Raw genomic sequence first — 12345 nt, forward strand, 5'->3', positions numbered from 1 at the left:
ACCCTCGAACGTCGAGCGACGGAATCCAGACGGGCCGAAAGACGACACGTTCGGAAAAATTAGAACGGAAGGGAGATCACGCGAACGATGACGAGGATCATCGCCACCGCACCCAACACGACGAACAGGGCGTTCTCGAGCGAGGGATCGCCAGTCTCGATCGGGGTCGAACTGGGTTCTGGAACGTAGCGATCGTCGTCGGCGTCGTCGTCGGATTCGTCCGGGTCCGGGTACCGGTCTCCGGAGAGGTCGATCGGGATACGCTCCCGGTCGGCGTCGGCTTCGCCGGCGCCGTCGGTCGACCCAGCGCCCAATCCGATCGAATCGCGTTCGCTTCGGGGGTCGGTACCGGTCTCGTCACTGGAGACGTCCGGCGATCGGACGGGTTCTCGCGTTCCCGCGTCGTCGTCCGTTCCGGACGCGTCGTCTGCCATGCGAGTGCGTAGTGGATCAGCGCTCAAAAAACCGCGGTCACGTCCCCGCCGTCACCGTCGATCGCCGATATCGCCGCCGTAGACGACGCCTCGTTCGGCGTCGAGGGTTACCGCAGTCCCGTCAGCGGCGGGCGAAACGTCCGCACCGCTTATCATCGGAATTCCCATCTCCCGCGCGACGAGCGCCGGATATCCCGTCATTCCCCGTTGGGCGTCGACGATGCCGGCGAGTTTTTCGAGGTCGCCGTCGAACTCCGCGTCGAACTCCGCGGGAAGCACGAGGATCGCACCGTCGGGAACGTCTGCGAGGTCGCCGTCCGTCGACACTGCGAGGGGGCCGGTCGCACGCCCGTCGACGACGACGCGACCGGTCGTCAACGCCTCCGCGGCGACGTGGACCTTCAGCATGTTCGTCGTGTTCGCTCCCTCGAGTTCGGTCATCATTCCGCAGAGGACGACGACGGTGTCGCCGCTCTCGGCGACCCCCGCATCGAGCGCCGACTGGACGGCCTTTTCCACGACGGCGTCGGCCCCCTGGTCGGAGACCCGGGCGTAAAGCGGCGTCACACCCCACGAGAGGGCGAGCCGTCGCCTGATCTCGTGACTCTGCGTCGAGGCGACCACCGGGACGCCCGGTCGGTACTTCGCCGTCTTCAACGCGGTGTAGCCGGACTCGGTCGCCGCGACGATCGCGTCCGCCCCGATGTCTCGAGCCAGAAAGCGTGCCGAGCGGGCGAGCGCGTCCGTTCGCGCTTCCCCCGCCGTCGGCACCCGTTGCTCGAGTAGTTCGTCGTACTCCTCGGAGTGTTCGACCTCGCTGACGATGCTGTCCATCGCGTCGACGACGGCGACGGGGTGGTCGCCGATCGCGGTCTCGGCCGACAGCATGACCGCGTCCGTGCCGTCGAGGACGGCGTTCGCCACGTCCGACGCCTCCGCACGGGTGGGTCGGCGGGCGTGTACCATCGAGTCGAGCATCTCCGTCGCCGTGATGACCGGCAATCCGGCCCCGCGACACTTCCGGATGATCCGTTTCTGGATCATGGGAACGTCCTCCATCGGACACTCGACGCCGAGGTCGCCGCGAGCGACCATGATTCCGTAGGAGGCTTCGATGATTTCGTCCAGATTCTCGACGGCACCGGCGCGTTCGATCTTCGAGACGATCGGAATCTCCGCGCCGAGTTCTTCCAGAACTTCACTGACTTCGTAGACGTCCTCCGCGTCGCGAACGAAACTCGCGGCGACGAAGTCTGCGTCCTTCTCGACGGCCAACTCGAGGTCCTCGCGGTCTTTCTCGGTGACGATGTCCAGATCGAGGTCGACTCCCGGCACGTTGACTCCCTTTCGACTCCCGAGTTCGCCGCCGGTTTCGACGCGCGCCCGGACCGCATCTCCCTCGTGCTCGAGGACGGTCGTTTCGATGAGCCCGTCGTCGAGGAGGATACGGTCGCCTTCCTCGACCGGGCCGATCGGCAACGAGACGCCGATCGTCTCCCCGGTTACCGTATCGTCCTCGACGAACCGGACCCGACTTCCGGTTTCGACCGTGACCGTCTCACCGTCCGGAAGCGGTGCCGTCCGGATCTCCGGCCCCTGGAGGTCGAGCATGACGGCGACGGGATCGTCCCGATTTTCGTCGACGGCACGGACCCGGTCGACGAGTTCGGCCCTGTCCGCCGGGCTGCCGTGGCTCGCGTTCAGACGCGCGACGGACATCCCGGCGTCCGCGAGTTCCCGTATCGTCCGCCGATCGTTCGACGCCGGACCCAGCGTACAGACGATCTTTGCGTTTCTCATGGGTCGGGGTAGCGCGAGCACGGGCAAAAAGGTGACTTACTCGGTATCGGACCCGTTTTCGGGCGGTTCCCGCTCCCATTCCCCTGCCACGCCAACCGTTTTCCGTCCGTCTCCCGTCCACTGGATTTATGCCAACATATGCCTCCCTCATCACGATCGACGACCGGAACGTCCAGAACGCTCAGGAACTGGCGTCAATCTGGGGAGAAATCAGGACCGAGTTCGACCAGCACAGCGCGACCCTCAAGGAGTCCTACGCGATCCTCGGCGAGCACGACTTCCTCATCGTCTTCGAGGCCGACGACCGCGAGGCCGCGTTCAAGTCCGCGCTGACGCTTCGTCGCCACGGCCTCGAGGGCCAGACGATGGCGATCGTCGATACGGACGAGTTCTCGCAACTGGTCGACGAGATCTGAGAGCCGCCGACTCCGCCACGGACTTAACGCCCCATCCCGCCCGCGCCCCCACGCCGTTCGTTAGCCGCTCCGTGACGAACGGTGTCGGTGACGGTTACCGAATCGTCCACCAGCGCCTCGAGGCGGTCGCCGTCGAGTTCGACGGCGAGACGGAGACGCCGTGGCTCCTCGTCGGCGACGGTGACGATCCCGTCGTCGACGAACGGCAGCGTCCAGAACCGCCGATCGGTGACGTCGATGCTGTGATCCCAGCAAAACGAGACGGCGGCCGGATGCACCAGGAGGACGACGCCGACGTGTGAGCCACCCAGCGATCCGCAGTTCGAACAGCTTGCAGTAAACGAGTGCGTCCAGTGTCCCACGTCTTCGGGCTCGAGCGATCGCTCGGCCGTGGCGTGACAGTACGGACAGATCCCCTCGAGGATGGACTCGATCGTCTGTCGCCACAGGGTCGAAGCGACCTCGAGTAACGCGTCCATCTCCATCCCCCGGTCGGCCGCGCCGGCCGGCCGGAGCGCGTGAGCGTACAGCGTGTCGTCCCCGCGTCGAAGCTCCACGACGCTGTCCTCGTAGACCGCCGTAAGCGGTTCGGGTTCGTGCTCGTCGGTGGCTCCCCCGCCGTCGACCCCGCTGTCGTCTCCTTCGGTTTCGCCACCCCCGTCGATGCTATCGTCGTCCGTTTCGCCCTCATCCGCTCTGTCGACTCCACCGTCCGCCCCGATTTCGAGTGCCACCGGACCGCGGGGCTCGTGAGAGCGCCAGGCGTCCATGTCGATCACCGTGGCGATCTCGAACCCGGCGAACGTCAGCTGATACCCGCCGGAATCGTCTCCCGTTCCGTCGGCGTCCTCGACGAACTGGCCGTCGAGTTGGCGCAAGTGGTAGTTAAAGTTGCCCTTGTCACGAACGCCGACGGCCTCGCGGAGATCCGAGTACGAAACCGCTGACTCCCAGGAGCCGGAGCCACGGGTTCGTTCGTACAGGACGCGAAGGATCTCGAGGCGCGTCTCGTTTCCGAGGGATTTGAACGGCTCGGCGGGCCGGTCGGTCGCGCTCCGGTCGGACGCTCCATCTGGCTTCGACATCGTCTCATACGGATTACTGTAACTGTGTACCGGCGCACCCGCCGCCCGGGTCGCGGGTGCGCCGGCAATGACTTACAGTAAACCGTATCACTGACCGTCGATCGGTTCCGGTCGGGAGAAAATCATTGCTCCAAATACATATGTCGTCCCCTCGAGAATCGATAACCACTATCGATGTCTAACGGACTCTCCCGACGACGGCTCCTCGCCGGATCTGCCCTCCTCGGAACCGCGACGCTGGCCGGCGGCCTTCCTGCGGGCGGACGGACCGAGCCAGCCACACGACCGGCCGAGACGAACGCCGCCGGCACGGAGACCGGCAGAATCGACGCGTCGCCCCCGCCCGATATCGACCTCGAGGGGCTCGAATCGTTCGTCGACGAGCGGATGGGCGAGCTCCTCGAGACCCACGACGTCGTCGGCGCGTCGGTCGCGGTCGTCCACGACGGGTCGACCGAGCACCTGGCGGGATACGGCGAGGCCGACGCCGACGAGGGAACGCTCGTCGATCCAGAAGGGACGGGGTTTCGGCTCGCGTCGGTCTCGAAACCGATCGTCTGGACCGTGCTGATGCAACTGATCGAAGACGGCCGAATCGATCCGGACGAGGACGTTCGAACGTACCTCGAGTCCGTCTCGATTCCCGAAACGTACGACGAGCCGATCACCGTCTCGCACCTCGCGACCCACACCGCCGGCTTCGAGGAACGGTTTCGCGGAACGTGGGTTACGGATGCCGACGACGTGCGTCCGTTGCCCGACGTTCTGGCGGACGAACAGCCCGAACGGGTCCGACCGCCGGGCGAGGTCGCGTCGTACTCGAACTACGGGACGGCGCTCGCGGGGCAGGTGGTCGCCGACGTCGCCGACACGAGTTTCGAAGAGTACGTCGAGGAACGCGTCTTCGACCCGCTCGGAATGGAGACGGCCACGTTCGAACAGCCGGTTCCCGGCGGCTACGACGCGGACCGCTCGAGCGGATACACCGCGTTCGGCGGCAACGTTCAGGCGGTTCCGGAGCTGTTCGTGGAGATCGGCCCAGCAGGCGGGGCGACGGCGACCGCGGCCGATATGGCCCGATTCGTTCGCGCCCACCTCGAGGGCGGAGCCCTCGGTGAGGGCGAACCCACCGACGGCGACCGGATCCTCGAGTCGGAGTCGGTCGCTACAATGCACGAGCAGTGGTTCTCACACCACGACGCCCTCGATGGAAGCGCGTTCGGGCTGGTCGAAAACGAGCGAAACGGCGTTCGGACGCTCGAACACGACGGCGCGATCCCCGGATCGTTCGTCAGCTACCTCGTTTTCGTTCCCGAGTACGATCTCGGCGTGTTCTTCGTGGCCAACACCAACACCGGCATGTCCGCGAACGCCGAGTTCCTCGAGGCGTTCTTCGACGAGTACGCCCCCGAACGGGCCGACGAATCGGGAGCGGGGTCGAACGGCGACGTCACGCCGGACGGACCGCCCGAACGAGCGGGAGCGCTCGAGGGGACCTACCGCGGCGTTCGGATCGCGGAATCGAGCCACGCACGGCTCTCGTCGACGCTTCAGGCGGGGACGGTCGACGTCTCCGTCGACGACGACGGCTACCTCGTCACCGACTTCGGCGGCGGGCCGGAGCGATGGGTCGAGCGAGATCCCCTCGTCTTCGAGGACGTCGACGGGACCGACACGCTGGCGTTCCGGGAGGTCGACGGCGAGATCACGCACCTCTTTCTCGGCTTCCACGCGTACGAGCGGATTTCGCGTCACGAATCGCTCGCGTTCCACGGCGGCGTCGCGAGCGCGACGACGCTCGGCATGGTCTCCGGACTCGCCGTCTGGCCCCTCGCGTGGGGGTGGCGACGGTTCGGTGGAAGCGACTCGAGCGAGGACGCCGGCCAGGAATCGACGGAGACGGCCGGAGCCGAGGACGATTCGGACGGTTCCCCGGCCGGAGCGACGCCGGACTCGAGGGAGAGCGCAGCCGACTCGAGCGAGCAAGCCGCGGACTCCCTCGAGAACGGGACGGAGACGGATCGACAGACCGTAGCTTCCGGAGGGGAGACGGCATCGACCGACGAAACCGTCGATTCCGACGACTCCCGGCTGGTCTCGTCGGTGGTCCCGGCGACGGGACCATCGCGTGCGCGGTGGCTCGCCGGCGGTTCGATCGTCTCTCTGTTCGGCTTCGTCGTCGGTCTGCTGGTGCTTCTGGTTCTCTACCCGTACACGTTACTGAGCCGACCGCCGCTCGCGTACGAGTTCATCTCGGTGCTCGCGCTTCTCGGCGCTGCCGGAACGCTCGCGGCCGCCGGCTACGCCGTCGTCGCCTGGCGAGAGGGCTACTGGGGACGGCTCTCGCGGATCCACTACACGATCGTCGTCGCGAGCGCGATCGGGTTCTGCTGGCTGCTTTCGTACTGGAACTTCCTGCGGGTCCCGTTCTGACCGGATCCGGCTGTCGTTGCTCTCGCGAGTCGAATTTCGAGTTGCCGAGAAATCGGACACCGCAATCGCGACTCGAGCGGACGGCCGCGCTCTACTTCACTTTCTCGCCGACCGTGGCGTCGCCGTGGGTCGTCAGCAGGTCGGCTTCCTCGCCCGCCGCGAGGATCATCCCGTTGGACTCGACGCCGAACAACTCGGCGGGTTCCATGTTCGCGAGCAGGATACACTTCTCACCCGGCAGCGTCTCGAGGTCGTGGAGTTGCTTGATTCCCGCGACGACCTGGCGCGTCTCGAAGCCGATGTCGACCTCGAGGCGTGCGAGGTCGTCCGCGCCCTCGATTCCGTCCGCGGTTTCGATCCGCCCGACGCGGATGTCTACGTCCTGGAACTCCTCGAAACCGATGCGCTCCTCGAGCAACGGCTCGAGGTCGTCCGTCTCCGGTTCGGATTCCGACTCCGTCATGGTCGCGGTTTCGTCCGCATCGGTGTCGTCGCTTTCGGTTTCCTCCTCACCCGCATCCGATTCGCCGTCGCCCGCCGCCGCGACGCGCTCTGCGAGTTTTTCGTTCAGTTCGGCGACGCGGTCGTCTTCGATCTTCTCGAAGAGTTCGCCGGGCTCCCCGAAGTTTCGCGGCGGCGCTTCGAGGGCGTCCTCCAGGTGGACGTTCGCGACGTCGCCCTCCTCGCCGATCTGTTCCCACAGCCGCTGGGACTTGTCGGGAGTGATCGGCTCGAGCAAGACGGCGACGGCCTTTGCGATCTGGACGCAGTCGCGGATGACCTGTGCGGCTCGCTCGGGGTCGTCGTCGGTGAGCTTCCAGGGCTCGTTTCGCTGGATGTACTCGTTGCCGAACTGTGCGAGTCGGGTTGCGGCCTGACCGATGCCCCGGAGATCGTACTCGTTGACGCTCTCGCGGACGTCACCGATGGCACCCTCGATACGCTCGTGCACCTCCTCGGAGACGTCTTCCTCGGGCGTTCCCTCGTAGTTCCGGTAGGCAAACAGCAGGGAGCGGTACCAGAAGTTACCGACGGTGCCGACGAGTTCGCCGTTGACCTTCTCCTGGAAGGCGTCCCACGAGAAGTCGACGTCCTGCTGGAGGCCCCCGGTCGTCGTCAGGTAGTACCGCAGCAGGTCGGGGTGAAAGCCCTCCTCGAGGTACTCGTTCGCCCAGATCGCGCGGTTCCGGCTCGTCGAGAGCCCCTTGCCGTTGATCGTGATAAAGCCCGTCGCGGCGACGGCTCGCGGGGCGTTGTAGCCCGCTCCCTCGAGCATGGCGGGCCAGAAGATGGTGTGGTGCTGGATGATGTCCCGACCGATGACGTGGACGATCTCGCCCTCTTCCGTCCAGACCCGTTCCCAGTCGTACTCGTCGGCCCCCACTCGCTCCGTATACTGCTTCGTCGAGGAGATGTACTCGATGGGGGCGTCCACCCAGACGTAGAGGACGAGGGTTTCCTCGGTGTCACCGCCTGCGTCGCCGGGGTAATCGATTCCCCAGTCCATATCACGGGTGATACACCAGTCCTGTAGGCCGTCTTCGATCCACTGTCGCGGTTGATTTCGCGCGTTCGAAGTCCCCTCGAGGCCGTCGAGAAAGTCGGTGAGATACTCTTCGAACGCGGAAACCTCGAAGAACTTGTGGGCTCGCTCGCGGTACTCGGCCGGATTACCCGTGATCGAACTCACCGGATCCTCGACCTCGCCGGGCTCCAGGTGGCGCTGACAGCCCTCGTCGCACTCGTCGCCGCGGGCCTTTTCGCCGCAGTAGGGGCAGGTCCCCTCGACGTAGCGGTCGGGGAGGTACTGGTCGGCGTCGGGATCGTACGCGACCTGGATCTCCTTTTCGTAGACGTATCCCTCCTCGTCTAACGTCCGGACGATATCCTGGGTTAGCTCCGTGTTGGTCTCGTCGTGAGTGTGGCCGTAGTTGTCGAACTCGACGTTGAACTGGGGGAACGTCTCCTCGTACTGGCGGTGCCAGTCGAGTGCGAACTCCGCGGGATCGACGCCTTCCTGTTCGGCGTTGACGGCGACCGGGGTGCCGTGCATGTCCGAGCCACAAACGTACGCCGTCTCCTGTCCGAGCGTCTCGAGCGCCCGGCTGAACGCGTCCGCGCCGATGTACCCCCGGAGGTGACCGATGTGGAGGTCGCCGTTGGCGTAGGGCAACCCACAGGTCACGACCGCGGGGCGGTCCGTCGGAAACTCGTCGGTGCTCATATCCGTACTCTCTCGCTGGCGGGCGTAAAACCCGCCGGTTTTCGATCGCACGGGAACGGTGTGATCGAACGGGTTTTCCCCGCTGGAGAACGGCCGCGGTCGTTCGGGGTCGCCTCGAGGCTTGCCACCGCGGCTTCCGGCGGACCACGCCGTGTATACGGTCTGCTGTAAGTCATTACCGCCACACCCGGGACCCGCTCACCGGGTGTGGCGGTAAACAGTTACAGCAGTCCGTATATCCGACCATTTCCACGGACAGTGACACGCCCGCTCGAGTCGATACGGAACCGTGATTTCGACCGTCTCGAGGCCCGGTTTGCCGATGTATCGTCGGACTACCCCTCGAAAACGACGATTACTCGAGCGGACAGTTGTGTGGTGTTTTGTCACGCGACGTGGATCCGCCGGCTATGAGTTCCGTCGAGGTTCCGCGCGAGCAATGGGCGACGCGAATCGGATTCATCTTCGCGGCCGTCGGCAGCGCGGTCGGGCTGGGCAACATCTGGCGGTTCCCGTTTCAGGTCGGACAGGAAGGCGGTGCGGCCTTCCTCGTGATGTACCTCATGTTCATCGTCGCGGTCGGTTTTCCCGCGATGCTCGTCGAGTTCGTCGTCGGCCGCTACACCGAGCGCAATCCGGTCGGGGCGCTCAGAGAGATCGGCAGCGGCGCGTGGCGATACGTCGGCTGGATCTTCGTCGCGACGGGCTTCGTGATTCTCTCGTATTACAGCGTCGTCGCCGGCTGGACCATACGATACACGATCCTCGGGCTGCAAGACGGCTACATCGCCGACGCGGGCGAAGCCGAAGCCCAGTTCGTCACCCTGGCGAGCGGGCTCGACGCGATCGCACTCCACGCCGTGTTCATGCTCGCGGTGATCGTCATCGTCGGTGCCGGCATCAAACGCGGCATCGAACTCGCGGTGAAGGTGATGGTCCCCGCGATCATCCTCATCACGATCGGGCTGGCGATCTACGCAGCCACCCTCGAGGGGGCAAGCGAGGCGTACGCGTACTACCTCGCCCCCGAGTGGAGCGTCATCGCCGCGAACTGGACGAGCATCCTCCCCGCCGCCGCCGGACAGGCGTTTTTCACCCTCTCGCTCGGGATGGGCGTGATGATCACCTACGCATCCTACCTCGGCGAGAATCGCAACCTCGCCGAAGACGGCGCGATCGTCATCGGCTTCGACACCGCGATCGCGTTCGTCACCGGACTGATCGTCTTCCCGGTGCTCTTTACCGCGGGCGTCGACCCGGCCGACCCCGGTGCCGGAGCCATCTTCGTCTCGCTGGCTGCCGCCTTCGGCGATCTCACCCTTGGCTGGCTGATCGGTGCGGTGTTCTTCGGAACCGTCGCCATCGCCGCCCTCTCGAGTGCGATCAGCCTGATGGAGGTCGTCGTCTCCTACGTCGTCGACGAGCGCGACGTGAACCGACCGACGGCTGCGGTCGTCGTCGGCGGGGGGCTGTTCGTGCTGGGCATCCCGTCTGCGTACGACCTCGTCCTGCTCGATCTGTTCGACCTCTTTGCCGACCAGATCCTGCTGGTCCTCGGCGGGCTCTTGCTGGTCGTCCTGGTCAGCTGGTTTCTCTCCGATCTCGCGATCGCGGAACTCGAGCGCGGGATCGGCGATCTCGGCTGGTACGGATCGGCGTGGATCTGGCTGGCCAGGACCCTCGTCGTCCTCGTCCTGATCGTCGCCCTCGTCCTCGGAATTCTCGACTACGTCGAGTTCCTGACCGGGCCGTTCAGCGAGTGGCTGGCCGATCTCTAACGTCTCGAGCGCTGGATAAGAACGGGTCCGGGACGTTCTAACCCGGACGATACAGCGCACATCTTTCACGGAGTTAGACTCCAACGGCGGAGAGTTTATCCGTCGGTATCGTCAGTAACTGAAGTAGTGACCAGCTCACAGTTGACGGACGTGCTTCGAGAGACCCTTGCTCTCTTCGAAGCGGGAGGGCCACCCATGACGACGACCGAGGTCGCCGACCAACTCGACCTCGGCCGCCGGAGTACCTACGAGCGCCTCGAGCGCCTCGTCGATCACGACCGGCTCGAAACTAAGAACGTCGGGGGAAACGGACGGGTGTGGTGGCAGCCATCCACGGACGGACAGGCGTTTACGAAGGGACGGGAGAGGAATGCGGTAGAAAGCGACATCGGCGAGATCTTCGATCGAATCTCGGACAGCTTTTTCGCCCTCGACAAAGAACTCCGCTTTCGGTATCTGAACGATCACGCAGCAGATCTTCTGGGAGTGGATGAGGACGTAATTGGGATGGACATTCGTAACCAGAATCTCACGGAGACGTTCGAGAGCGCGCTGTACGAAGCGCTCGAAACCCAAGAGTCCGTGACCTTCGAAGACTACTATCCTCCGTGGGACAGGTGGTTTCTCAACACCATCTATCCCTCAGAGTCGGGCCTGTCAGTCTACTCCCGCGACATCACTGACCGAAAGCGACGTGAACGAGAACTGGCCCGCTCCAAAACGATCGTCGACACGAGCCCGGTCGGCATCAGGATCGTCGACAGCGACGGCGAGATGCAGTTCGCCAACGACCGTGCCGAGGAGATCTACGGGAGGAGCAAAGATCAGATCAACGCTCTCAGCTTCGACGATTCCGACTGGAACGAAGTCGACGGCGACGGTGACCCCCTCCCGGACGAGGAAAAGCCCTTCCCGCAAATTGTGGAGTCCGGTGAACCGATCTTCAACCATATCAGTGGCGTGTCTCGTCCGGACGGGGAGCGCGTCTGGATCTCCGTCAACGGAGCACCGGTCTACGACGACCGCGGAGAGATCGACAGTGTCGTGTTCGCCACTGAAGACGTCACCGACCGGTTCGAGCGAGAACGGCAACTCGAACGGTACGAAACGGTCGTCGAAACGGCTCACGATGGTATCTACGTCCTCGACGAGGAGCGACGGTTCGAACTCGTCAACGAGTCGTTTGCCGATCTGACCCCGTTTTCACGAGCGGAGTTGCGGGGCCAACACGCCTCGACGGTGTTCGGCGACGAGTTCGCGTCCACCGAAGCCGAACAGTGGAAGCGTGCAACGCCGGATGACCCTCCGTCGTTCGAGGAGACGATAGCGGCTGGCCCGAACGAGACCCGAACGGTCGAGAACCGGTTCGTCATTCTGGACGACGGCAGTGGTGAGAAGCGGGTCGGGGTGCTCCGGGACGTCACCGAGCGAAACGAGTACAAACGGAAACTCGAGGAATCGAACGAACGCCTCGAACAGTTCGCGTACGCTGCCAGCCACGACCTCCAGGAGCCACTGCGGATGGTCACGAGCTATCTCCAGTTGCTCGAGCGACGCTACGGCGACGAACTCGACGAGGACGCCGGAGAGTTCATCGACTACGCGGTCGACGGTGCCGAGCGAATGAGGGAGATGATCGACGGGCTGCTCGAGTACGCTCGCGTCGAAACGCAGGGCGATCCGTTCGAACCCGTCGAACTGAACGAGGTGCTCGACGACGTACGCACCGACCTCCAGTTGCAGATCGAGCGCTCCGACGCCCGTATAGAGGCAGACTCGCTCCCACAGATCAGCGGAGACAGGGGACAGCTCAGACAGGTGTTCCAGAACGTACTGTCGAATGCGATCGAATACAGCGGCGACGAACCGCCCCGGGTTACCGTTTCGGCCGAGCGGGACGGATCGAGGTGGCGCGTCTCGATTCACGACGAGGGGGTCGGCATCGACCCGGACGAGACCGACCGCGTCTTCGAGGTGTTTCAACGACTTCACAGTCACGACGAGTCCGAAGGAACGGGCATCGGACTGGCGCTCTGTCGACGGATCGTCGAGCGCCACGGCGGTGAGATCTGGCTCGAGTCCGAACCCGGTGAGGGGTCGACCTTCTCGTTCACGCTCCCTCCAGCACACGACCACGAGCAACCGACCTGAACCAAACCAGATGAACCCACTCGT

At 64.7% G+C, this 12345-nt stretch carries 8 protein-coding genes; 4 read left to right on the forward strand and 4 right to left on the reverse strand.

The window, feature by feature from the left end; translation table 11 throughout:
* Positions 1 to 59: 59 nt before the first annotated feature.
* On the reverse strand, positions 60 to 434 hold the full coding sequence (locus tag EA473_RS01230; RefSeq protein ID WP_124193837.1) for a DUF7312 domain-containing protein: 375 nt from the start codon (positions 432 to 434) through the stop codon (positions 60 to 62).
* Between the two features lie 51 nt (positions 435 to 485).
* Complete coding sequence (pyk, locus tag EA473_RS01235; protein WP_124193838.1) at positions 486 to 2234, reverse strand: pyruvate kinase; 1749 nt, start codon at positions 2232 to 2234, stop codon at positions 486 to 488.
* Between the two features lie 128 nt (positions 2235 to 2362).
* On the opposite strand from pyk, the gene EA473_RS01240 reads away from it, so the two are divergent.
* Positions 2363 to 2650 (forward strand): GYD domain-containing protein, encoded by a 288-nt coding sequence (locus tag EA473_RS01240; RefSeq protein ID WP_124193839.1) that lies wholly within the window; start codon positions 2363 to 2365, stop codon positions 2648 to 2650.
* 23 nt (positions 2651 to 2673) lie between these two features.
* On the opposite strand, the gene EA473_RS01245 is transcribed toward EA473_RS01240, so the two are convergent.
* Positions 2674 to 3735 (reverse strand): winged helix-turn-helix domain-containing protein, encoded by a 1062-nt coding sequence (locus tag EA473_RS01245; RefSeq protein WP_124193840.1) that lies wholly within the window; start codon positions 3733 to 3735, stop codon positions 2674 to 2676.
* Positions 3736 to 3909: 174 nt separating this feature from the next.
* Between EA473_RS01245 and EA473_RS01250 the strand changes: the two genes are divergently transcribed.
* On the forward strand, positions 3910 to 6168 hold the full coding sequence (locus EA473_RS01250; protein WP_124193841.1) for a serine hydrolase: 2259 nt from the start codon (positions 3910 to 3912) through the stop codon (positions 6166 to 6168).
* A gap of 91 nt (positions 6169 to 6259) precedes the next feature.
* On the opposite strand, the gene metG is transcribed toward EA473_RS01250, so the two are convergent.
* Positions 6260 to 8392: a methionine--tRNA ligase gene (metG, locus tag EA473_RS01255; RefSeq protein WP_124193842.1), complete on the reverse strand. Its 2133-nt coding sequence runs from the start codon at positions 8390 to 8392 to the stop codon at positions 6260 to 6262.
* 410 nt (positions 8393 to 8802) lie between these two features.
* Here metG and EA473_RS01260 point away from each other — a divergent pair, with 410 nt between their 5' ends.
* Both EA473_RS01260 and EA473_RS01265 read left to right on the forward strand, forming a co-directional pair.
* The gene (locus EA473_RS01260; protein WP_124193843.1) at positions 8803 to 10170 is read left to right on the forward strand and encodes a sodium-dependent transporter; all 1368 of its coding nucleotides are present in this window, start codon (positions 8803 to 8805) and stop codon (positions 10168 to 10170) included.
* A 195-nt stretch (positions 10171 to 10365) separates the two neighbouring features.
* On the forward strand, positions 10366 to 12321 hold the full coding sequence (locus EA473_RS01265) for a PAS domain-containing protein (protein WP_124193844.1): 1956 nt from the start codon (positions 10366 to 10368) through the stop codon (positions 12319 to 12321).
* Positions 12322 to 12345: the final 24 nt, after the last annotated feature.

Source organism: Natrarchaeobius chitinivorans, assembly GCF_003841505.1.
GTDB lineage: Archaea > Halobacteriota > Halobacteria > Halobacteriales > Natrialbaceae > Natrarchaeobius > Natrarchaeobius chitinivorans.